18 protein-coding genes are annotated in these 22,826 nt (G+C 28.7%); 12 read left to right on the forward strand and 6 right to left on the reverse strand.

Features of this window, described 5'->3' with window-relative positions; all coding sequences use genetic code 11:
• Window position 1: 1 nt before the first annotated feature.
• From ACJJVY_RS12875 to ACJJVY_RS12905, 7 genes are all read left to right on the forward strand, one after another.
• Complete coding sequence (locus ACJJVY_RS12875; protein WP_405609350.1) at window positions 2-1,186, forward strand: FtsW/RodA/SpoVE family cell cycle protein; 1,185 nt, start codon at window positions 2-4, stop codon at window positions 1,184-1,186.
• Window positions 1,170-2,264 carry an undecaprenyldiphospho-muramoylpentapeptide beta-N-acetylglucosaminyltransferase gene (gene murG / locus ACJJVY_RS12880; RefSeq protein WP_405609353.1) on the forward strand — a complete coding sequence of 365 codons (1,095 nt, stop codon included), beginning with the start codon at window positions 1,170-1,172 and terminating at the stop codon, window positions 2,262-2,264. The genes ACJJVY_RS12875 and murG overlap by 17 nt, the downstream gene beginning before the upstream one ends.
• Window positions 2,261-3,613, forward strand: coding sequence for a UDP-N-acetylmuramate--L-alanine ligase (gene murC / locus ACJJVY_RS12885; RefSeq protein ID WP_405609356.1), 1,353 nt, complete (start codon window positions 2,261-2,263; stop codon window positions 3,611-3,613). Before murG ends, murC begins: the two co-directional genes overlap by 4 nt.
• Window positions 3,603-4,328: a cell division protein FtsQ/DivIB gene (locus tag ACJJVY_RS12890; protein ID WP_405609359.1), complete on the forward strand. Its 726-nt coding sequence runs from the start codon at window positions 3,603-3,605 to the stop codon at window positions 4,326-4,328. Before murC ends, ACJJVY_RS12890 begins: the two co-directional genes overlap by 11 nt.
• A 7-nt stretch (window positions 4,329-4,335) precedes the next feature.
• Window positions 4,336-5,688, forward strand: a complete 1,353-nt coding sequence (gene ftsA / locus ACJJVY_RS12895) for a cell division protein FtsA (RefSeq protein WP_405609362.1) — start codon at window positions 4,336-4,338, stop codon at window positions 5,686-5,688.
• A gap of 52 nt (window positions 5,689-5,740) precedes the next feature.
• Window positions 5,741-7,612, forward strand: coding sequence for a cell division protein FtsZ (ftsZ, locus tag ACJJVY_RS12900; protein WP_405609365.1), 1,872 nt, complete (start codon window positions 5,741-5,743; stop codon window positions 7,610-7,612).
• Between the two features lie 172 nt (window positions 7,613-7,784).
• Entirely contained in the window at window positions 7,785-10,424 is a 2,640-nt protein-coding gene (locus ACJJVY_RS12905; RefSeq protein WP_405609368.1) for a DUF6923 family protein, read from the forward strand.
• 276 nt (window positions 10,425-10,700) lie between these two features.
• Here the strand turns inward: ACJJVY_RS12905 and ACJJVY_RS12910 are convergent, their stop codons facing one another.
• From ACJJVY_RS12910 to ACJJVY_RS12920, 3 genes are all read right to left on the reverse strand, one after another.
• Window positions 10,701-11,564, reverse strand: coding sequence for an RNA polymerase sigma factor RpoD/SigA (locus ACJJVY_RS12910; RefSeq protein ID WP_237588515.1), 864 nt, complete (start codon window positions 11,562-11,564; stop codon window positions 10,701-10,703).
• A 237-nt stretch (window positions 11,565-11,801) separates the two neighbouring features.
• Window positions 11,802-12,479: a response regulator transcription factor gene (locus ACJJVY_RS12915; RefSeq protein ID WP_405609372.1), complete on the reverse strand. Its 678-nt coding sequence runs from the start codon at window positions 12,477-12,479 to the stop codon at window positions 11,802-11,804.
• Window positions 12,472-14,043: a sensor histidine kinase gene (locus tag ACJJVY_RS12920; RefSeq protein WP_405609375.1), complete on the reverse strand. Its 1,572-nt coding sequence runs from the start codon at window positions 14,041-14,043 to the stop codon at window positions 12,472-12,474. Before ACJJVY_RS12920 ends, ACJJVY_RS12915 begins: the two co-directional genes overlap by 8 nt.
• A 117-nt stretch (window positions 14,044-14,160) precedes the next feature.
• On the opposite strand from ACJJVY_RS12920, the gene ACJJVY_RS12925 reads away from it, so the two are divergent.
• The 5 genes from ACJJVY_RS12925 to gldA all read left to right on the forward strand — a co-directional run bounded on the left by ACJJVY_RS12925 (window position 14,161) and on the right by gldA (window position 20,090).
• Window positions 14,161-14,529: a hypothetical protein gene (locus ACJJVY_RS12925; RefSeq protein WP_405609378.1), complete on the forward strand. Its 369-nt coding sequence runs from the start codon at window positions 14,161-14,163 to the stop codon at window positions 14,527-14,529.
• Window positions 14,519-15,334 (forward strand): GLPGLI family protein, encoded by an 816-nt coding sequence (locus tag ACJJVY_RS12930; protein ID WP_405609381.1) that lies wholly within the window; start codon window positions 14,519-14,521, stop codon window positions 15,332-15,334. The genes ACJJVY_RS12925 and ACJJVY_RS12930 overlap by 11 nt, the downstream gene beginning before the upstream one ends.
• Before the next feature lie 88 nt (window positions 15,335-15,422).
• Complete coding sequence (locus ACJJVY_RS12935; RefSeq protein WP_405609384.1) at window positions 15,423-16,277, forward strand: GLPGLI family protein; 855 nt, start codon at window positions 15,423-15,425, stop codon at window positions 16,275-16,277.
• Window positions 16,278-16,317: 40 nt separating this feature from the next.
• On the forward strand, window positions 16,318-19,068 hold the full coding sequence (locus ACJJVY_RS12940; RefSeq protein WP_405609387.1) for a carboxypeptidase-like regulatory domain-containing protein: 2,751 nt from the start codon (window positions 16,318-16,320) through the stop codon (window positions 19,066-19,068).
• Window positions 19,069-19,193: 125 nt separating this feature from the next.
• Window positions 19,194-20,090, forward strand: coding sequence for a gliding motility-associated ABC transporter ATP-binding subunit GldA (gene gldA / locus ACJJVY_RS12945; RefSeq protein ID WP_405609390.1), 897 nt, complete (start codon window positions 19,194-19,196; stop codon window positions 20,088-20,090).
• A gap of 9 nt (window positions 20,091-20,099) precedes the next feature.
• Here the strand turns inward: gldA and ACJJVY_RS12950 are convergent, their stop codons facing one another.
• The 3 genes from ACJJVY_RS12950 to ACJJVY_RS12960 form a co-directional block, all read right to left on the reverse strand.
• The gene (locus ACJJVY_RS12950) at window positions 20,100-20,753 is read right to left on the reverse strand and encodes an HAD family hydrolase (protein ID WP_405609393.1); all 654 of its coding nucleotides are present in this window, start codon (window positions 20,751-20,753) and stop codon (window positions 20,100-20,102) included.
• Complete coding sequence (locus ACJJVY_RS12955; RefSeq protein ID WP_405609396.1) at window positions 20,753-22,066, reverse strand: D-arabinono-1,4-lactone oxidase; 1,314 nt, start codon at window positions 22,064-22,066, stop codon at window positions 20,753-20,755. The genes ACJJVY_RS12950 and ACJJVY_RS12955 overlap by 1 nt, the downstream gene beginning before the upstream one ends.
• Window positions 22,067-22,169: 103 nt before the next feature.
• Window positions 22,170-22,823, reverse strand: a complete 654-nt coding sequence (locus ACJJVY_RS12960) for a hypothetical protein (protein WP_405609399.1) — start codon at window positions 22,821-22,823, stop codon at window positions 22,170-22,172.
• Between the last annotated feature and the right edge of the window lie 3 nt (window positions 22,824-22,826).

Consider the following 22,826-nt stretch of genomic DNA (forward strand, 5'->3'; position numbering starts at 1 on the left):
AATGAAAACCATTTTTCAACATATAAAAGGAGATAAGACAATTTGGGCAATATTTGCTATTTTGTCAATATTCTCATTTATGCCTGTTTATAGTGCAAGTACCAACTTGGTATATGTTGTGGGTTCTGGTTCTACATTGGGTTATTTAGCAAAACATATTTTCCATTTAATTATGGGGTTTGCTATTATTTATGGGGTACATAAAATACCTTACAGGTATTTTTCTGGAGGTTCTGTATTGATGTTGCCGGTTATTATTGTATTGTTGATTTTTACTTTAGCTCAAGGGACAACTATTGGAGGAGCAAACGCAAGTAGATGGATTAGAATAGGTGGTTTAGGTTTTCAAACATCTACATTGGCAGGTTTGGTGCTAATGGTTTATGTGGCTAGGTATTTGGCTAAAAATAAGGAAAATAAAATAAAATTTAAAGAAAGTTTATTGCAATTATGGTTGCCTGTAACAGTTGTTTTAATTTTGATTTTACCTGCAAACTTTTCTACGACAGCAATCATTTTTATGATGATTCTGATAGTCGCTTTCATTGGTGGATATCCTTTAAAACAAATCGGTATTATTTTAGGAGCAGGTGTTTTAGTGCTTGCAATTTTTATATTAGTAGCAAAAGCTTTTCCGGATGCAATGCCAAATAGGGTGCAAACTTGGGAGAGTAGAATAGATAGTTTTTTTGAAGATGGTGGAGAAGATTCTTATCAAGTTGAAAAAGCAAAAATAGCAATTGCAAAAGGAGGAACATTAGGTCTTGGGCCAGGTAAAAGTGTGCAAAAAAACTTTTTACCACAATCAACATCAGATTTTATTTATGCAATTATTGTAGAAGAGTATGGTTTGGTTGGTGCAGCAGTAATTGTATCCATTTATTTTTTATTGTTGTTTAGAATTTTTGTGGTTATTAGAAAAACAACTACAATTTTTGGTATGCTACTAGTGTTAGGAGTAGGTGTGCCTATTGTTTTTCAAGCAACGATAAATATGGCAGTTGCTACAAATTTATTTCCGGTAACGGGGCAAACTTTACCTTTAATTAGTAGTGGTGGTACTTCTATTTGGATGACTTGTTTTGCTTTAGGAATGATCTTAAGTGTAAGTGCCTCTAGAGAAGAGACTGAAGAAGATATTTTAGATGATAACCCTTTAAACATACTTCATGAAACAGTCGATTAACATACTAATTTCTGGAGGAGGAACTGGTGGGCATATTTATCCTGCAATAGCAATTGCTAACGAGATTAAAGTACGTTATCCAGATGCTAATTTTTTGTTTGTTGGAGCAAAAGATAAGATGGAAATGGAAAAAGTTCCGCAGGCGGGATATGAAATTAAAGGTTTGTGGATCTCTGGAATTCAAAGGAAATTAACCGTTGATAATTTATCATTTCCTTTTAAATTTATAAATAGTTTATCGAATGCTTCTAAAATTATAAAAAAATTTAAGCCAGATGTAGCAATTGGTACAGGTGGTTTTGCAAGTGGGCCAACTTTAATAATGGCGAATAGAAAAGGAATTCCGACATTAATACAAGAACAGAATTCTTTTCCAGGAATTACAAATAAATTGTTGGCTAAAAAAGCACACAAAATCTGTGTTGCTTATGACAATTTAGAGCGTTTTTTTCCGGTTGATAAAATTGTTAAAACAGGTAACCCTGTTCGTCAAGATATATTATCAATACACTCTAAAGTAGATGAAGGAAAAGAGTTTTTTAAACTTGATAAAAAAAGAAAAACGATTTTAGTTTTAGGCGGAAGTTTAGGAGCTAGAAAAATAAATCAATTAGTAAAAAATAATTTAGAGTTCTTTAAAGATCAAGAAGTAGAAATTATTTGGCAATGTGGTAAATTCTATTTTGAAGAATATAAAAAATATAATGAGTTAGAAAATGTACAAGTACATCAGTTTTTAAATAGAATGGATTTGGCTTATGCAGCTGCAGATATTATTATTTCTAGAGCTGGGGCAAGTTCTGTATCAGAATTATGTATTGTAGGTAAACCAGTAATTTTTATCCCTTCTCCTAATGTAGCAGAAGATCATCAGACAAAAAATGCAAAATCAATTGCCAATAAACATGGTGCAATTTTATTAAGAGAAACAGAGTTAGAAACATTTTCTATAGTTTTTGAAACATTATTAAAAGATACTGGTAAACAAGAGCAATTATCAGAAAATATTAACGAATTAGCATTGCCAGGAGCAACAACAGATATTGTTAATGAAGTAGAAAAATTATTAAAAAAGTGAATTTAAAGAAGATACATAACGTCTATTTTGTCGGAATTGGAGGCATAGGAATGAGTGCAATTGCTCGTTACTTTGTTTCTAATGGAAAAAATGTGGCTGGTTATGATAAAACTTCAACTCAGATTACTCAAGGTTTAGAGGGGCTGGGTGCTCAAATTCATTTTGAAGATGCTTTAAAAAATGTACCAATTTCTTTTTTAGAAAAAGAAAATACATTGGTGGTTTATACACCAGCAATTCCAAAAGATAATACAGAATTAAATTATTTTTTAGATAATAATTTTACGGTTTTAAAAAGGTCGGAAATTTTAGGTAAAATAACAGAAAATACTTTTTGCTTAGCAGTTGCAGGTACACATGGTAAAACAACAACATCTGCTATTTTAGGCCATATTATGGCAGAAGTGAATGCAACTTCTTTTTTAGGTGGAATTGCAGAAAATTACAATTCAAATTTAATTTTAGGAGAAGATAAAGTAAGTGTGGTAGAAGCTGATGAGTTTGATAGGTCTTTCTTAAAATTGAGCCCTAATATTGCTTGTGTAACTTCTATGGATGCAGATCATTTAGATATTTATGGAAATGCAGATGCTTTAAATGAATCGTTTTTAGATTTCTCGAACAAAGTTTCTAATACGTTAGTTGTTGCAAAAGGTTTGTTTTTAAAAGGGTTAACATACGCGATTGAAGAAGATGCAGATTATAAAGCATACAATTTAAAAATTGAAAATGGAAAATACACTTTTGATGTAAAAACACCTTCATCAGAAATTAAAAATATTGAATTCCTTTTACCAGGTCGTCATAATGTAATGAACGCGATGGCTGCTTTAGCACTCGCAGATATTTATGGGATATCATTAGAAAAAATTAAAGAAAGTTTAGCAACTTTTAAAGGCGTAAAACGCAGATTTTCGTACAAAATTAGGACAGAAAATTTTGTTTTAATTGATGATTATGCACATCATCCAACAGAAATTAATGCTGTAGAAGCTTCTGTTAGAGAAATGTATCCTGATAAAGAAATATTAGTTGTATTTCAACCTCATTTATATAGTAGAACTAGAGATTTTATTGATAGTTTTGCAGATTCGTTATCCAAGTTTGAAGAGGTATTGTTGTTGGATATTTACCCAGCAAGAGAGCAACCAATTACAGGAGTACATTCAGAATGGTTGTTGAGTAAAATCGATAATAAGAAGAAAAAAATAACAAAAAAAAATAATTTAGTAAAAGATATTAAAAAATCATCTGCAAACGTTGTAGTAATGTTGGGTGCAGGAGATATTGGAGTAATGATTAATGAAGTAACAGAAGAACTTTTAAAAACTGTAATATATGAAGTTTAAAAAGGTTTCAAAATATATATTATTCCTTTTATTGATAGGGAGTTTAAGCTTTTTATATAGTTTTTCTTCAAGAAGAAATTATAATAAAAAAGTAAAAGAAATTGTAGTAGAATTTAAAGAAGGAGATAATAATTTTTTAACTCATGATATGGTTAATAAATTGTTGATACAAAATGATTCAACAGTTAAAAATCAAGCCAAATCTATCATAAATTTACATGATTTAGAGAAGAAAGTCTCAAAGAATCCGTTTGTTAAAAATGCAGCTGTCTTTTTAACCATTAACGGAGTCTTAAAATCTACCATAAAACAACGTACTCCAATAGCTAGAATTATTAATAATAATGATTCTTATTATATTGACAAAGATGGCGTAAGTTTTCCTTTATCAGATAATTTTTCTGCAAGAGTTATGTTGGTGGGTGGTGTTAAAAATGAAATAGAAACTAATGAAATATTACCCTTATTATCTACAGTTTCTAAAGATAAATTTTTAAAAGAAGAAGTTGTTGGTATCGAAAGAAAAAACAACGGAGAATATCAGTTTTCTGTAAGAAGCGGAGATTATAAAATTGATTTTGGTAAGTTAACAGAAACAGATGTTAAAATAAAAAAGTTGAAAGCGTTTTATAACACAGTATTTGAAGATAAAACGATTAAAGATTATAAGAGAATTAATGTAAAATATCACAACCAAGTTGTGTGTACAAAATAAATCAAAAATGGAGAACAATAAAATAGCAGTTGGTTTAGATATTGGTACAACCAAAATTGTTGCCATGATTGGTCGTAAAAATGAATACGATAAAATTGAGGTTGTTGGTATAGGTAAAGCAAAAAGCTTAGGAGTTAAACGAGGTGTTGTTAGTAACATTACACAAACCATTCAATCTATACAACAGGCAGTTGATGAGGCAGAAAGTGTTTCTGGTTTAAAAATTGATGAAGTAGTTGTTGGTATTGCGGGGCAACATATTAGAAGTTTACATCATAGTGATTATATAACAAGAAATCATGCAGATGAAGTAATTGATGATTCTGATATTGAAGATCTTGTAAATCAGGTTCATAAATTGGTGATGTTACCAGGAGAAGAAATTATTCATGTTTTACCACAAGAATATAAAGTAGATTCTCAGGCCGATATTAAAGAACCAATAGGTATGTATGGTGGTCGTTTAGAGGCTAATTTTCATGTAGTTGTTGGGCAAGTTTCATCAATAAGAAATATTGGACGTTGTGTAAAAAGTGCAGGTTTAGGGTTAAGTGAAATTACATTAGAGCCACTTGCATCAGCATCAGCAGTTTTAAGTCAAGAAGAAAAAGAAGCAGGAGTTGCTTTAATTGATATAGGTGGTGGTACAACGGATTTAGCCATTTTTAAAGATGGAATTATTAGACATACAGCTGTAATTCCTTTCGGAGGAAATGTAATTACAGATGATATTAAAGAAGGTTGTTCAATTATAGAAAAACAAGCCGAATTATTAAAAATAAAATTTGGTTCTGCATGGCCAGGAGAAAATAAAGAAACAGAAATTGTTTCTATACCAGGTTTAAGAGGAAGGGAACCAAAAGAGATTACGCTTAAAAATTTATCAAAAATTATACATGCAAGAGTACAAGAAATTATTGAACATGTTTATTTAGAAATAAAAAATTACGGGCATGAAACGGCAAAAGGAAAACTAATTGCGGGTATTGTATTAACTGGTGGAGGAGCACAATTAAAGCATTTACGCCAATTGGTAGAATATATTACAGGTATGGATGCAAGAATTGGTTATCCGAATGAACATTTAGCAGGAGATTCTGATGAAGCTTTGTCTAGTCCTGCTTATGCAACCGCTGTAGGTTTGTTAATGGAAGGTTTAGAAAAAAATGACAAAGAAGTAGAGCTTGTTGAAGAGGAAGAAATTGTTGTAGAAGATGTGGTAGAGGAAGAAGTAAAAGTGCCTGAAGTTGAACAAGAACCTATTAAAGTAGAAAAGCCAAAACTAAAAACAAAAAAGAGAAAGTCTTTTTTAGAAAAATTTACAGAGTCCTTAAAAGACTTTTTAGATAATGCAGAGTAAAAGAAAAAGTAAAAAATAAATTATAGAAACATTAAACAATAGATACGTTATTATGAGCGCAGAATTTGATAACATTTCATTTGACATGCCTAAAACACAATCTAATACTATTAAAGTAATAGGTGTTGGTGGTGGAGGTAGCAATGCAGTAAACCACATGTTTACACAACAGATTAAAGGAGTAGATTTTGTAATTTGTAATACAGATGCTCAAGCTTTAGAAAATAGTCCTATTCCCAACAAAATTCAATTAGGTGTTAATTTAACATCAGGTTTAGGAGCAGGTGCAAATCCAGAGATTGGAGCAAAGGCAGCCAAAGAAAGTATGCAAGAGATTCAGCAGATGTTAAATACCCAAACAAAAATGGTATTTATAACTGCTGGTATGGGAGGTGGAACTGGTACAGGAGCAGCACCAATAATTGCTAAAATTGCAAAAGATATGGAGATTCTTACTGTGGGTATTGTTACAATGCCTTTTCAGTTCGAAGGAAGAAGACGTACTACTCAAGCTCAAATAGGAATCGATCAACTGCGCCAAAATGTAGATTCTTTAATCGTAATAAATAATAACAAACTTAGAGAGGTTTATGGAAACCTTGGTTTTAAAGCAGGTTTTTCTAAAGCAGATGAAGTTTTATCGACTGCTTCTCGTGGAATTGCAGAAGTTATAACTCATCACTATAAGCAAAATATTGACCTACATGATGCAAAAACAGTACTTTCTAATAGTGGAACTGCAATTATGGGATCAGCTAAGGAAGAAGGTACTTCTAGAGCAAAAACTGCTATTGTAAAAGCATTAGATTCTCCGTTATTAAATGACAATAAAATTACAGGAGCTAAAAATGTATTATTATTAATTGTATCTGGTACTAATGAGGTTACACTTGATGAAATCGGAGAAATTAATGATTATATTCAAGATGAAGCAGGTTACGATGCTAATATTATTATGGGTATTGGTGAGGACGAAAGTATTGGTGAAGCAATCGCTGTAACCATTGTAGCAACAGGTTTTGCTGCAGATCAGCAAAGTACTATAACAAATACAGAAGTAAAGAAAATTGTACATACTTTAGAAGATGAACAAAAAGCTACTTATGATTTTGGGGAGAAAACTATAACAAATGCGCCAGTTATAAATGAACCTATTACTAAAGAAGTAACACAAAAAGTTGTACATGTTTTAGAGGAAGAAGAAGTCAAGCCTAAAACAAATTTATCACAAAGAACAAATGATGAGGTTACAAATACATCAGTTGTAACAGAAGAAATTACTTTAGATGTTGTGTCTGAAGATGATTTTATTATTAAAGATGTAACACCTGTAATAGAAGAAATAATTGAAGAAGAACCAAAAGAAGTACAAGAACAATTATTTTTTGATTTACCATTAACTTCTAAGAGACAAGTAAAATCTGTACAAGAAACACCTAAAATAAATGTAAATGAGATAGAGGTTTCTGGAGTGGAAGAAATTACGTTCGAAAAAAAATCTGTAGAAAAGCGTTATGTTTTAGAGGAGTTTGATGCAAAACCTACCATTGGTAAGAGTTCTGTTATTATTGATGATAAAGAAGAGCAAGATGAGATTAAATTTGAATTAAAAACAAAAACTGTTGAATCATATAATGACGTTGACATAAGTAGTGAAGAAGTTTCTCCATTAGATTTAACAATTAATGAGTTGCAAAGAAGAGCAGAAGAGAGACGTAGAAAGATGAAAGGTTTCAACTATAAGTTCAATGATCAGATGAGCAAAAATATAGATGAAATTGAGCGTCAACCTGCATATAAAAGATTAGGTGTAGATTTAAATACCAATTCACCTATTAGTAATAGTAAAACATCTATGCAAAAAGATACTGATGACATAAACTTAAAATCTAATAATTCATTTTTACATGATAATGTAGATTAGAGGTTAACACACTTATTAATATCATAAAAAAGCTCTCTCTTTTTAAAGAGAGAGTTTTTTGTTAAATATTTATCATTTTAAGATTACATTTCATCTATACTTTTGTGTTAGTTGTCTTATTTTGTTATCTTTAGAGAAGTTAAGAAATTATCTTTACTAAAAAATAGAAAAAATGGTAACAAAATTACATCCCCTCAAAACAAAATTATTCTTAGTTTTATGTTTAATTTTAAGTTTATCAATCTATGCTCAGGATGAGCCATTTGATTGTGATTACAATGCATATTTATTTCAAAGAAACGATGTTTATGCATTAGATCTAGCTTCTGGAAGCTCTTATTTAGTAGCAGAAAATATTACAGCAGATAATATAAATGCTGTTGGTTACAATTCTGTAGACGGTTATATTTGGGGATCTCTAAGAGATACTAAAGGTATCGTTAGAATAGGTAAAGATTTTCAGGTAGAAACTTTTTATATTGATGCATTGTCTACAACAAATAGATATGTAGGAGATGTAAACCTTAATGGTATTTATTATGCAATTGCGGGTAGTACTACCACGTTTTATAAAATTGACTTAAACCCAGATTCAGATACTTATAAAGAAGTTTTAAGTGAAGAAACTTTATCAACAAGACTTAAGATTCATGATTGGGCGTTTAACGCTTTAGATGGTCATTTATATACAGTAGAGTACAGTACAAATAAATTATATAGAATTGATTCTGAAACAAGTGAGATAACAGATTTAGGAGTTGTACCAATTTTAGCTGGTTTAAATTATCATTACGGAGCTGTTTATTTTGATTCTTCTGGACGTTTTTATGTATCTGCAAACCAAACAGGAACAGTCTATGTAATACAAAATGTACAAGACCTAACGTCTACAAGTACAATGGATTCTAATCTTTTTGCTTTTGGTCCGTCTAGTAGTTCTAATGATGGAGCAAGATGTCCTACTGCACCTGTACCACAAGAAGATTGTGTAAATGGTATAGATGATGATGGAGATGGATTAGTAGATTGTGATGATCCTGCTTGTTCTGGTGTTGCATCATGTCCTGTTATTACTCCAGAAGTATCTAGTGGTAGTGATGGAGGATTAGAAAGTAACGACCGTCTTTCTCAAAAAATTAATCAAAGAAATTATTTAAGAATTAAAGAAAACTATAAGTTTGATAAACAAACTGCTAAAAAAGTTATTAAAACTAAAGATTATAAGAAAACATCAGCTAAAACTTCAAGTTTTGATTTAAAAGACCTAATTCCATTAGGTGTGATTTCTGAAACAGAAACCATAGAATCTTCACCATTAGATTTAATCGATATTACAAATGCTACAGAATTATATTCAGTAGATTATATTAAAGACTCAGAAACTGTTGCTGTAATATTAGCTACAAAAACAGAAAACGGAGTTTATGAACACACAAAGTTTATTTGTGATAGACTATTAGGAGCTAAATTATTGTCTGTTTCTACGATAGAATTATGGCAAGATGATGAGGAAGAAGGAGAAGGTGAAGGAGTACATTTTATCAAATCAATAATAGAAAATAGTAATGGGTCAAAAGAGTTTGTTTTAAGTTTTTCTGGAAGGTTAATTAATGATGAAGAAAATTTTGTAATAGATAGTCATTGGAATATTGATAAATATGAGGCAGGAGCTACTTATTATAATTTTCAAATTTGGGCTAGCAGTGTAGATGATTTATTAGCTTTAGGACAAGAAGCATTAACATTATTTGATATACAAAAACCAATTTCAGAATACTCAACTTCTACACCACCACCTTTATTTGTTAAGAGAGGAGAATATAAAAATGGAGCATTAGAGTTAGAGTTAATAAATGTTAGAAGAGGTACAAGTGCAGTAATTGATGCAGGATTTAAAAGAACAGAAACTTCGGAAACAGAATATTTTAATGAAACTATTGAATTAACGGGTAACTATATAGAAAATTTAGTAATTGAAACAGGAAATATTTTTGATATAGGGTTTAGAATAGAGAATGAATATGATTTAACACCAGATGATTTATTTATGTCTGATGGAGTTTGGGGAAAAGATGATTCTCCAGAAGGAACAACTGTTACAGAATTTACTATAACACAAAATGATGAAATTTATACAGGAAGTGGTTATAGAGTAGAAAGAAACATTGCTTTAAAAGCTACAACAAGTGAGTATGTTTCTGCCTTTAGATCTTTTACACCAAGATTTACTTCAATCGATTTATCAGACTACGATGTTTTAGAATTTGATGCTAACGGAACAGGAGATGTAGAAATTACTATTGTAAAAGAAGGTATTGGTGAGTGGGCAAATCAATTTAGAACAACAATTACTTTAAACGAGAATGAAACACATTTTGCAATTCCTTTAGAACATTTTGTTTCTACTACCGTAACTGATATTGATTTAGATGATGCTGTAAATATTGTTTTTACATTGTCTTCGGATGGAGTAAACACGGTATCAAGAGAATTAAATTTAAGTGATATAGAGTTTACAGATAGTGTTCTTAGTGTAAATGATGATGAAGTGATTGCTGAGAATAAATCAATTATATATCCGAATCCAATGAGTTCTACATCAGAAATTAGTTTTTATTCAGAGATAAATACAACAACGCAAATTGAAGTATATTCTTTAACAGGAGCTAGAATAAGAAAGTTTGAAGTGAATACAGAAATAGGTAATAATAGAATTGAGTTGCAAAGAGATGGATTAAAAACTGGATTGTATTTTGTTAAAATTTCTAACGATTACAGAGATTATGATACAAACAAACTGATAATAAACTAAGAATGTTTGTTTAATAAATTAAGATTTTTATAAAGTAAGAAGCCATCAATGTTATTGATGGCTTCTTACTTTTTTATGTCTTTTGAGTGTTATTAATACTGTATAAAAGTTACTGTAACTGCAATAAAATATTTTAAGTTAGTAAAAGCTTCTATAAATAGTATTGTTTAAATGATGCTCTTAATTAATAAAGACAACAAACAAAAAACTCTCGAAAATAAATTCGAGAGTTTTTATATTTTAAAGTAAGATTGATATTTAAAACAATTTACTATTTTATCCTAAATATGTCATTAAGATTTTAGATCTAGAAGTATGTTTTAACCTTCTAATTGCTTTTTCTTTAATTTGACGAACACGTTCACGAGTTAAATCAAAAGTTTCTCCAATTTCTTCTAATGTCATTGGTTGGTGTTCACCTAAACCAAAGTATAATTTTACTACATCTGCTTCTCTTGGTGTAAGCGTTTCTAAAGCTCTATTAATTTCTATTCTTAAAGATTCGTGTAATAAAACTCTATCTGGATTTGGAGATTCACCAGAGTTTAATACATCATATAAATTAGAGTTTTCACCTTCAATTAAAGGAGCATCCATAGATACGTGACGGCCAGAATTTTTCATAGATTCTTTTACGTCATTAACAGTCATATCTAATTTCTTAGCAATTTCTTCCGGACTTGGAGGTCTTTCGTTTTCTTGCTCTAAGAAAGCATACATTTTGTTGATTTTATTGATAGAACCAATTTTGTTTAACGGTAAACGTACAATACGAGATTGTTCTGCTAAAGCTTGTAAAATAGATTGACGAATCCACCAAACAGCGTAGGATATAAATTTAAAACCTCTAGTTTCATCAAAACGTTTAGCCGCTTTAATTAAGCCTAAATTACCTTCATTAATTAAATCTGGTAATGTTAAACCTTGGTTTTGATATTGCTTAGCAACCGATACAACAAATCTTAAATTGGCTTTCGTTAATTTCTCTAATGCTCTTTGATCTCCCGCCTTAATAAGTTGAGCCAATTCTACTTCTTCATCTGCAGTAATTAAGTCTACTTTTCCTATTTCCTGTAAATATTTATCTAACGATGCAGTTTCTCTATTAGTAACCTGCTTGGTAATTTTAAGTTGTCTCATCTAATTCTCTATAACTTTTTAAAGGATTCATATAATCGCTCAATTTATTATACGTTAGAATATCACATTTTGTTACAAAAAAGTAAATAAATTTTTTTAAAGTTGATGAAAGTTACAAAATATTTACTTAAAGAGAAAGAATGTTTAATGGTTTTTTATTCTGATTATTAGTTGTTTGTGTGTTTTTTTAGTAAGAGGAATTATTTTTATTTGTTAATTTTTTTTGAATAAAAAGAACTAACAAATTAACTTATAACCAAAACCTCTTACATTTATAATTTTAATATTAGTGTCGTTTTTTAGTTTTTTTCTTAGTTTACTTATAAAAACATCCATACTTCTTGCATTAAAAAAATCATCATTTCCCCATAATTTATTCAAGATAAAAGTTCTGTCTAAAACCTCGTTTTTCTTTTGATGTAAATGCAATAAAAGTTCTGCCTCCCTACTGGTTAATTGTTCTTTTTCTTCTAAAAAGAGTAATGTCTGTTTAGTATAATTAAATAAATATTCTCCAATTTTGATGGCATCTGTATTTGTTTTTATCTCAGTTCTACTTAGTAAAGATTTAATTCTTACAATTAACTCTTCCATAGAAAAAGGCTTTTTAAGGTAATCATTTCCACCATGACTAAAACCCTCTAAAACATCAGAAGTTTGCGATTTTGCTGTTAAAAAAATAATAGGAATTTGTTTGTTTTCTAATCGAATTTCTTTAGCTAATGTAAAACCATCTTTTAAAGGCATCATTACATCTAAAACTAAAATATCTACGTTTTCTTTTTCATAAATTTCTAAAGCTTCTTCACCATTTTCTGCATGAAAAACAATAAAACTTCTAGTTTCTAAACTTTCTTTTACAATCATTCCTAAACTAGCTTCGTCTTCTGCTAAAAGTATTTTTATCTTATTCATTAGGAATATTTATTTTAAAAATTGTTTTATTTTTATCTGATAAAAGTGTGATGTTGCCGCTGTGTTTTTCAATAATTTTTTTACAATAATACAATCCAATTCCAAAACCTTTTACATTGTGGGTATTTCCTTTAGGTACTCTATAAAACTTGTCAAAAATCTTTTCTTGCAAGTTTTTATCAATGCCGTTACCATTGTCTGCAATAGAAATCTCTGTTGAATTTAAAATAGAGTTGATATTAATTTCTATTTGATTTCCTCCATATTTTATAGCGTTATCAATTAGGTTAGAAACAACATTTTCAAAATGAAAAACATCAACATTTACATAAACAGGTTGTAAGTTGGTAGAAAAGTTGAGTTCTTTTTTATTAGCCAATAGTTTATGCTTATTTACCAATTTTTCTATAAGATCTACAATGTCAATAGTTTCTTTTTTTAAGATTAATTGTTCGCTATCTAAAGTTGCGGTTTCTAATAATTTTTCGACCATTTGATGCAATTTTTTTAATTGAATAGATGACATAGAAAGGTATTTTTTGGTCTTTTCTTTATCGTCTAAAACATTAAAATTTTCAATGGCTTCTATAGCGGTAGAAACTGTGGCAATCGGTGTTTTAAATTCGTGAGTAATATTACTGATTAAATCGTTTTTTATGGCGGCTAAATCTTTTTGTTGATTGATGATTTTTAATAAATAAAACAAACAAGAAATAATTAATACAGAAAGTAAAAGTGATAATAAAATACCAAAAGAACTTCTTTTTAAAGCTTCTAAGTTAGGGTTGTTAAAAAGTAATTTAAATACTTCACCTTTTTTTAAATAAGTAGATTTAGACGAAACACTTTTTACTGATTTTTTAGCAAATAAAGAATCTTTGGAAGTATAAAAAATTGAATCATTTTTAAAATGTTGAAAAGTATACTTAATAGGTATTTCTTTTTGTTGTAACTGATTTGTAATTAAAGAATCTAATTGATCATATTCTATAAAACTAGAGGTTATTGAAATGACAATTGGTTTTAAATTATCGATTAATTTTAAGCTATCAGAAGCTTTTTGCCCCATAAAATATTTTAATTCATCTTTTCTATTAAATGTATTATTTTTAAAAACTTGAACACTTTTTATATCCTTTGTATTAATTTCTTTAGTTAAATCTTTAAGAATTGAATCAGTTTTTTTTGCATCATTTTTATCATCTGTAGTAATTGAAATATTTGTGATTTTAAATTCTGGTTTTACAGAAGTATCTTTTTTTATAAGAGATTTTATTTTTTGAAAATTTCTAGAATTTTTAAAAATAGAATCATATTTAATTTTTTTACTAGAGTTAGATTTACCTTTAATTCTATTGTAATCGATAATTGTAGTAACCTCATCTTTGGCTAATTTGGCATAGTATTCTTCTATAGCATTGTCTAAACTTAACTGTATTTCATTAGAAATTCTAACTTTATTCTCTTTATAATTATTATAATTCCAATAGAATTGTACTGCAATTGTTGTAATAATTGTAGCAGTTATTAAGTAGAAAATCCATTTATATTTTTTGGTATTCATAAGTCAAAGATACTTAGTAAAAATTATAAAATCAGTTGGTTAACATTCGTTAACACTCGTTAACTAAGTTGTACTTAAATAAATGTCATTTTTGTAATGTATTTAAAATCAAACCTTATGAATAAGATAGTTTTAGTAATTTGCCTTTTTATATCATCATTTATTTTTTCTCAAACACAAGATGTAAACCTAAATTATATCAATACAAATTCTGTAAGTGTTAGTGTAGATTCTCCGGAAGAATTACAAACCATTAATTGGGATGATATAAAAAGTGCATTTAAAGATAATGATCCGGAAAGTGAAATTTCTTTTGAAATAAAATTAAAAACGAAAGAAAAATCTAAAAAAGATGCAAAGGTAAAATACGATTATAGTTTTAAATCTACTAGTAAAGCTAAAGATGTAGATAGCTTAATTGTAAGAATGAAAAAAGGAGTAAATTATATTAATAAACTAGCAAATAAAATTAAAGATGAAAACTAAACTACTTACAGTATTAACTTTATGTTTATGTGTTTTTATAAATGCACAAGAATTTACAGGAAAAGCAATTTATAAAACAAATAAAAAATCTGGTATTTCATTTGGTGAGGATAGTAAAATGTCTGATACTCAAAAGAAAGAAATTGAGGAGAGAATGCGTAAAATGAATCAAAAGACATTTATTTTGGAATTCGATAAATCTACTTCTACATACAAACAAGAGGCAAAATTAAATGTTCCGCAGCCTAAAAAAGGAGGAATTAAAATGTTTGGAGGTAATAGTACAGATATTTATTATAAAGATGTTAAAGAAAAAAGGTTTGTAAATAAAACAAACATTATGGGAAAAGGGTTTTTGATAAAAGATTCTTTACCTAGCTACGATTGGCAGTTAACTTCAGAAACAAAACATATTGGTAATTATACGTGTTATAAGGCTACTATTTCTAAAGAAATAGAAAAAAATAGTTTTTCTTTTGTAGATGGTACACCAACAAGTGTTAAGAAAAAAGTAACTATTAATACAACCGCTTGGTACACAACTCAAGTACCAATTAGTAATGGTCCGAGTACTTATTACGGTTTGCCTGGTTTAATTTTAGAAATAAACGACGGAACAACAACTATGGTTTGTACAGAAATTATTATTAATCCTTCTGAAGAAATTAAGATTGATGAACCAGAAAAAGGAAAACTTGTAAATCAAGAAGAATTTGATGAAATAAAAGTAAAAAAGGAGAAAGAAATGATGGAACGATTTAAAAGTAAAGACGGTAAAGGAATAAGTATTACCATACAAGGTTAAAAAAAATAGTAATCTAGATTAAACTATTCTGTTTTATCAAAGTCTTAGGTAATATCAATCATTATTTATTAAAATATAAACAGAACACATGAAATCAATTTTTACATTTATTTTAGCATTTGCTTCTTTTGTTACATTTGCTCAACAAGACTTTCAAGGTAAAGCTACTTACATGTCTAAAACAAGTATAGACTTAAATAACTTTGCAAGAGGAGGAGAGCAGTTGTCTGAAGCAAGAAAGAAGCAAATTCAAGAAAGAATGAAATCTCAATTAGAGAAAACATTTATTTTAGATTTTGATAAAGCTTCTTCACTTTATAAAGAAGACGCAAAATTAGAAGCACCAACTACAGGTGGTGGAGGAAGAGGACGAGGATTTGGTGGCTTTTCTAGTGGAGGTATCAAATATAAAAATACTAAAGATAAAGTAGCTTTAGAGTCTACAGAGTTTTTTGGTAAAAAGTTTTTAATTTCTGATGAAATGGAGCAACCTGCTTGGGAATTAGGAGCAGAAACAAAACAAATAGGAAATTATTTATGTTATAAAGCAACTTTACTTAAAGATGCTAACCCTTTAGACTTTTCTAACTTTAGAAGACCAGGTGGTAATGAAGATAAAAAGGAAGAAGAAAAGGAAAAAGAAGTAAAACAAACTTTAGTTACAGCTTGGTATACACCACAAATACCAGTAAGTAATGGTCCAGGAGAATATTGGGGGTTACCAGGTTTAATCTTAGAAATTAACGAAGGTACTACAACAATTTTATGTACAGAAATTGTATTAAATCCATCAGAAAAAGCAAGTATTGAAGCTCCTACAAAAGGGAAAAAAATTACTAGAGAAAAATACACTGAAACTGTTACTAAAAAAATGGAAGAATTAAGACAAAACTTTCAGAATAGAGGTAGAGGTGGTAACCGTGGTGGCGGTGGACGTTTCTAACAAACAACAAACCAATTTAAATATAAATTAATTCTAACTAATGAAAAAAATATTAATACTAACCATTTTTATGGTTTCACTTTGTGCTACTGCGCAGGTTAAGTTAACAGGTGTTGTTAAAGATAGTATTGGTGATGTACTAGAAATGGCGAACGTATTAGCCATTAATAAGGCTACTAATAAAATGTCTTCTTATGGTTTTACAGATGCTAACGGTTATTATAAATTAAATGTAGAAAAAAATGCTACTATTATTTTAAAAATAAGCTATGTAGGGATGAAATCTGCAGATTTTACCATAGAAACAAAATCAGAAGATATAAATACTAACGTTATGCTAGCTTATGATAATGCTTTAGATGGAATAAATATTGTTTCTAAAATGCCTGTTACTGTAAAAGGAGATACAATTGTTTACAACGCAGATTCTTTTCAGAACGGTACAGAAAGAAAATTAGAAGATGTTATTAAAAAATTACCTGGTGTAGAAATTAATGATGATGGAGAAATCGAAGTAGAAGGTAATGTAGTAGAAAAAATAATGATTGACGGTAAAGATTTCTTTGACGGAGATACAAAACTAGCAACTAAAAATATACCTTCTAATGCTTTAGATAAAATTGAAGTTTTAAGAAATTATGCAGATGTAAGTCAACTAAGTGGTGTGCAAAATAATGAAGATAGAGTTGCTATTAACATTAAACTAAAAGAAGGTAAAAAGAATTTTTGGTTTGGAGAAATTACTGCAGGAGCAGGAAGTGCACCAGATGAAGCACTGTATTTATTACAACCAAAATTATTTTATTACTCACCAAAATATACTATTAATGTAATTGGTGATGTAAATAATATTGGAGAAGTAGTTTTAGATAGAGGTGATATTAGAAGTTTTAGTGGAGGTTTTAGAAGTCAAAGTCCATCAAACGGAACAAATTTAAGTTTGGCAAGTGCTGGTATTGGTTTTTTAACTGCAAATGCAAGAAATGCCAATAGAATTGAAACGAAGTTAACAGCTTTGAATTTTAGTTATTCACCTAATAAAAAATTAGATTTAAGTGGGTTTTTAATTTTTTCTAGTAATAGTAACGGACAAAAAAACTCATCAATTATCGATTATGTAGATGAAGCTATACCAGATGAAAATAAAGTTAGTACAACAGACCAAACAAGTAATACAGGTTTGTTTAAATTTAGTGCAGGATATAAACAAAATGTCAAAAAACAATTTAATTATGATTTAATTGGTCGTTTTTCTAACGAATTTAGAACAGATGAAGTTGAGTCTAATGTGTTAAATAATATTTCTGAAGACGAAAGAGCAACACCTTATAAAATCAATCAAAATTTTAGTTATTTCTATACAGCAAATGAAAAAAATATCTTTGCATTAGAAGCACAACATTTATTGCAAGATGAAGACCCTTTTTATGTAGCTGCTTTAGATAATGACCCAGATAATAATGATTTAGATGATAATGATGGTTTTGATGATACAGCAGAAACGTTAGGTTTAGATAGAAGTAATTTATTTTATACTTTAGAGCAAGATAGACGTGTAAAATCTAATCAATTAGATGTAAAATTAGATTACTATAATATTTTAAATGATAAAAGTAATTTAAACTTTGTGGTTGGTACAATTCAAAGTAAACAAAATTTCGATTCTAGATTTTTTCAAATCTTAGATAACGGAAGTGAACATACACCAACACCAACTATTCCTGGTAATGATGATCCACAAACAACTAATGATACAGAATATGGTTTTTCTGATATTTATGCAGGATTAAGATATCGTTTAAAAGCAGGTATTTTTACTTTTACTCCGGGGGTAACTTTACATAACTACAATGTTAAAAATACGCAATACGAAACAGAAATATATAAAGATCAATTTCAGAAAATATTTCCAGAATTGGCTATTATTGCACAGTTTAAACAAAGTGAATCTTTAAGATTTTCATACAAACAAGAAGTTAATTTTACAGATGTTAATCAGTTAGCAAGAGGTATTGTTGCAAACAGTTACAGTTCTTTTTACTACGGAAATAGCGAGTTAGATAATGCCCAATTCCACAATGTAAATTTAAATTATTCTAGTTTTAACTTGTTTAATTATACAAATGTATTTGCAAGAATTAATTATAAGAAAACCATAGATCAAATTAACTCTAATGTAATTTACGAAGATGGTTCTGTAGTATCTAGTAGTACTTCTTTAAATTCTCCTTTTGATAATGAGAGTCTTACTGCTTCTGGTAGAGTTGGTAAAACATTTAACAAAATTAAAACATCTTTAGGTGCTAACTATAGTTTAAGTAAAACATATCAATTTATAAACTCTTTAGAAAATACAAATGAGTTATTTTCTCAAAGTTATACAGCAAGTGTAAGTACTAATTTTACAAAAGCACCAAACCTTTCTTTAGGGTATAGTTTAAGATTGTCAGACCAAGATAACAGTTCTAGAGATGCTATTGTAAAAGGTGTTACAAATGCACCTTCTGTAAGTTTTGATGCTTATGTATGGAACTCTTTAACAATTCGTTCAGATTTTTCTTATAACGAAGTAAAACAAGATGGAGTTGTTGCCAATTCTTATAAAATTTTAGATGCAACATTTGCATATAGAAAAGATAAAGATGCTAAGTGGGAATATGAGTTAGTGGGTAGTAACCTTTTAGCTACGGGTTCTACAGCTTCTGTAAACACAAGTAATCTTGCTTTTTCTATTAACGAAACTTTTATTTTACCAAGATTTATTAGTCTTAGAGTTCGTTATCAATTATAAAAATTTGTTTACATGATATTTTAAAATGGCTCTTTTTAGAGCCATTTTTTTTGTAAAATAATTAATTTAAGAAACTAATATCAGCATATTTTCGTTATCAATGTAAATCCTATTACATTTGTAAAATGTCTATAAAAGTAAGCTCAGTTTCTAAAACTTATAAAACTCAAAAAGCATTGAATGAGATTTCATTTTATGCGAATAAAGGTCAGGTTATTGGATTTCTAGGTCCAAATGGAGCAGGAAAATCTACAATGATGAAAATTTTAACAGGTTTTATAAAACCAAATGCAGGTGACGTTTTTGTTGATGAAATTAATGTATTACAAAAGCCAATAGAGGCTCAAAAAATAATAGGTTATTTGCCAGAACATAATCCTTTGTATAAAGATATGTTTGTTCGTGAGTATTTGCAATTTAGAGCAGCTATTTTTAAGATTGATAAAAGCAAGATTGAATCTTGTATAGAAAAAGTAGGTTTAACTGCCGAGGCTCATAAGAAAATCAATCAACTATCTAAAGGATATCAGCAAAGAGTTGGTTTGGCTGCTGCAATTTTACACAATCCATCTGTTTTAATTTTAGATGAACCAACAACTGGTTTAGATCCTAATCAATTGGTAGAAATTAGAGAATTAATTAAAGAGTTAGGTAAAGATAAAACAGTACTTTTTTCTACGCATATTATGCAAGAAGTAGAAGCGGTTTGCGATCGAGTAATCATCATAAAAAAAGGAGAACTTTTAGTTGATAAAAAACTTTCTGAATTAAAAGAAAACAATCAACAAACCATCATTGTTACTTTTGATTATAAGATTGAAGAACAGTTTGTAAACAGGTTGCCAAATATAGTTTCTTATAAAAATAATTACGATAATACTTGGTACATCACTTTTGAAAGTGAAGAGGATATGAGACCTGTAATTTTTGATTTTGCACAAGAAAACGGTTTAAAAATTCTAACTTTAAATACAGAAAATAAGAATTTAGAAACACTTTTTAGAGAAGTAACTTCCGCTTAAAATTATAGATTATTTAGTAGTTAAATATTGATAAGCTTCTAAAACTGTTTGGAAAGTAAGTACACTTCCTACAGCTTTTAATTCTTCTTTACTATAGCATGTTGTAATTCCTATAGGTTGCATTCCTGCTAGTCTTGCTGCATTTGTACCTGTTAAACTATCTTCAAAAACCCAAAGATCTTTAAAGTCTTCTTCTTTAAAATTTAATGCTTTTGCTAATGAAATGTAAGCTTCCGGAGCTGGTTTTGGTTTAACGTAATCTTGTAATCCAAAAACAGTTGTAAAGTTTAAATCTAGATGGCGAATACTGTTTTTTAGAAACTGTTTTGTAGCATTACTTGCAATTCCGTAAGGTATTTTTTTTTCGGATAAAAATTGAGTAATTTCTCTAATTCCTGGTAATAATTTAGGTACTGTAAAGTATTTGTCTAAATGTTCATCTTTTAAATTGTATAAATCATTAGTTCTATTTTCTTTACTAATAACACTACAGAAATATCTAGCTATAATTAATGGAGATTTCCCTGAAAGTTCTTTAGGGAAAGGAGCAATTTCTGTATTAAACAACTCTTTAAAAGCAGAAGCCCAAGCTGAATTATGACTTTCTTTACTATCTACTATTACGCCATCAAAATCGAATAAAAATCCCTTAGGTAATGCCATTAATTGTTTGTTTTTTCGTTGAATAATTCTGTTAAATACAGATTCAAAAATTTATTAGTTGGATCCATTTTTCTTCTTAAAAGTTTAAAGTCTTCCCATTTGTCATACACTTTAGAAAGTTCTGCATCTTTAGCTTTAAAACGTTTTGCCCAATGTGGTTTCCCTCCGTATTTTAAAAAGATTCTTTCAATACTTTTAAAAGCTTCGTAAGTATCTGCAGTAGCTGCATTTCTAGAAACACAACCCATGGTAACAGTGTCTTTTTTGTAAGCGTAACTTAACCAAGAATTGTCACTATATACAAAACGAACATCCATAGGAATATGAATAAAAGATTTGTTAGACCATTTATTGATTTCTGTTTTTAGTTCTTCAAAAACTTTAGGAAAATCTTCTAAACCAATCGTCCATTCTGCCAATTCTAAAGTAGAACCTCTAGATTTTGTAACCGTTGCTTGGTATAAAGAACCTTTGTGTTCTTTGGTTCCGCTAAAAAAACCTTGATATAAAATTTTGTTTGCAATTGAGGTAAACCAAGGAAAAATGTGCGTGTACTTATATAGTATTTTAGAAGCTTTTCTTCGATGTTTTAAAAATGACGAACCTAAGTTTTCTTTTATTTTTGTATTAGGATCTATTTTATCACCAGTAATAACATAACCTTTATCTGTATGAGGAATCCATAAAATTCTTAAAAAATCGTGCTTTTTTAAACGTTCTTTAATTTTTGGTAACCATTCATCATCACTTTCTGGACCTTCTTTTACATGTAAAGTATAAATTGGCTCGCATTGAAAAGTTATTGTTGAAAATACACCTAAAACACCCAAAGAAACTCTAACTGCATCAATTAAATCGTCTTTATCAGTTACTTCTTTTATAGAACCATCCGCTAAAATAAGATCACATTTTGTAATATATTCGGATAATAATTTTCCACTTGTACCGTGTGTTCCAGTTGCTAAAGCACCACCAATGGTAATCGTATTTATATCTGGCAAACAAGGAATACACCAGCCTTTTGCTTCTACAGCTTCTATTAAATCACCTAAAATAATACCAGGTTGAACGGTAATTGTTTTTTCTGAATCGTTGTAAGATAAGATTTTGTTATAATCTTTAATATCAATTAAAGTTGCTGTACCAGAAGCAATATTAGACGAAGATTGTTTATTACCAAAAATCCTTATTTTTTCTGATTTTTTTACAACTTCTTGCAATTCTTCTTCAGTAGAAATAGTATAAAGAGATTTGTAGTTATAAGTTATATTCTCGTTCCAACTTACCCAAACTCCAATTTTATTTTGTTTCATGTATTTTAAAAAATATTAAACAAAAGTAGTAATTAATCTTTTTATGCACATATTAATTTTACTCTTTATTGTTAAATTTTATGTAAATTAATCAAAATAAAAATTATGATTTTTTCTTATTAAGAACTAAACTCCAAAACTTATCATAAAATTCATTGCTATTTGTTAGGTTTCTAATTCCTTCAGAAAAAAAGTTTAAAATTTCTTTTTTTAACGCAGGATTTTCATCTGTTAAACAATCGTTTTTATTTTCATCTAAAACAATAACAGAAGAATAAATGGTTTTTAAAGAAGGTTTACAAGTTGTACATTCATAACCACCGGCTATAACATAATAAAAATCATTCTTGTCAGGAAATAATTTCACCTTTTCCCAAATAAGAAAGGGTTTTTTGTCTCCTCGTATAAATATATTCTTATTCCAGTTTCCAAATTGTTGATACATAACAGCTCTAGAATAAAAAGAAGAATAGGTCGCATAAAATTTAAGTTCATTTGCAAAAAGAGAATCTTTATTTTTTACAATTTTAGATTTTGTTATTTCATAAGATTTAAATCCATTAATATGAATGTAAGGGTAATTTCCTTCTGTAGAGAATGTACTAACTCTAATTGGGTTTGGAACAAATATAGAATCTTGCTTTTTTTTATTTGTTTTATATAAGTTTGGTTTATAGTCAGTTATTTTAATTGAAGGTGCACAAGAAGTAAACAAGACTAGTAAACAAACTATAGTTATAGTATAGAGTTTTTTCATAGA

Origin of the sequence: Polaribacter sp. Asnod1-A03 (assembly GCF_045063585.1) — a bacterium.
GTDB lineage: Bacteria > Bacteroidota > Bacteroidia > Flavobacteriales > Flavobacteriaceae > Polaribacter.

Coding starts and splice junctions, on each gene's coding strand:
- ACJJVY_RS12875 (WP_405609350.1), top strand. CDS start 2: ATGAAAACCATTTTTCAACATATAAAAGGAGATAAGACAATTTGGGCA.
- murG (WP_405609353.1), top strand. CDS start 1,170: ATGAAACAGTCGATTAACATACTAATTTCTGGAGGAGGAACTGGTGGG.
- ACJJVY_RS12890 (WP_405609359.1), top strand. CDS start 3,603: ATGAAGTTTAAAAAGGTTTCAAAATATATATTATTCCTTTTATTGATA.
- ftsA (WP_405609362.1), top strand. CDS start 4,336: ATGGAGAACAATAAAATAGCAGTTGGTTTAGATATTGGTACAACCAAA.
- ftsZ (WP_405609365.1), top strand. CDS start 5,741: ATGAGCGCAGAATTTGATAACATTTCATTTGACATGCCTAAAACACAA.
- ACJJVY_RS12905 (WP_405609368.1), top strand. CDS start 7,785: ATGGTAACAAAATTACATCCCCTCAAAACAAAATTATTCTTAGTTTTA.
- ACJJVY_RS12910 (WP_237588515.1), bottom strand. CDS start 11,564: ATGAGACAACTTAAAATTACCAAGCAGGTTACTAATAGAGAAACTGCA.
- ACJJVY_RS12915 (WP_405609372.1), bottom strand. CDS start 12,479: ATGAATAAGATAAAAATACTTTTAGCAGAAGACGAAGCTAGTTTAGGA.
- ACJJVY_RS12920 (WP_405609375.1), bottom strand. CDS start 14,043: ATGAATACCAAAAAATATAAATGGATTTTCTACTTAATAACTGCTACA.
- ACJJVY_RS12925 (WP_405609378.1), top strand. CDS start 14,161: ATGAATAAGATAGTTTTAGTAATTTGCCTTTTTATATCATCATTTATT.
- ACJJVY_RS12930 (WP_405609381.1), top strand. CDS start 14,519: ATGAAAACTAAACTACTTACAGTATTAACTTTATGTTTATGTGTTTTT.
- ACJJVY_RS12935 (WP_405609384.1), top strand. CDS start 15,423: ATGAAATCAATTTTTACATTTATTTTAGCATTTGCTTCTTTTGTTACA.
- ACJJVY_RS12940 (WP_405609387.1), top strand. CDS start 16,318: ATGAAAAAAATATTAATACTAACCATTTTTATGGTTTCACTTTGTGCT.
- gldA (WP_405609390.1), top strand. CDS start 19,194: ATGTCTATAAAAGTAAGCTCAGTTTCTAAAACTTATAAAACTCAAAAA.
- ACJJVY_RS12950 (WP_405609393.1), bottom strand. CDS start 20,753: ATGGCATTACCTAAGGGATTTTTATTCGATTTTGATGGCGTAATAGTA.
- ACJJVY_RS12955 (WP_405609396.1), bottom strand. CDS start 22,066: ATGAAACAAAATAAAATTGGAGTTTGGGTAAGTTGGAACGAGAATATA.
- ACJJVY_RS12960 (WP_405609399.1), bottom strand. CDS start 22,823: ATGAAAAAACTCTATACTATAACTATAGTTTGTTTACTAGTCTTGTTT.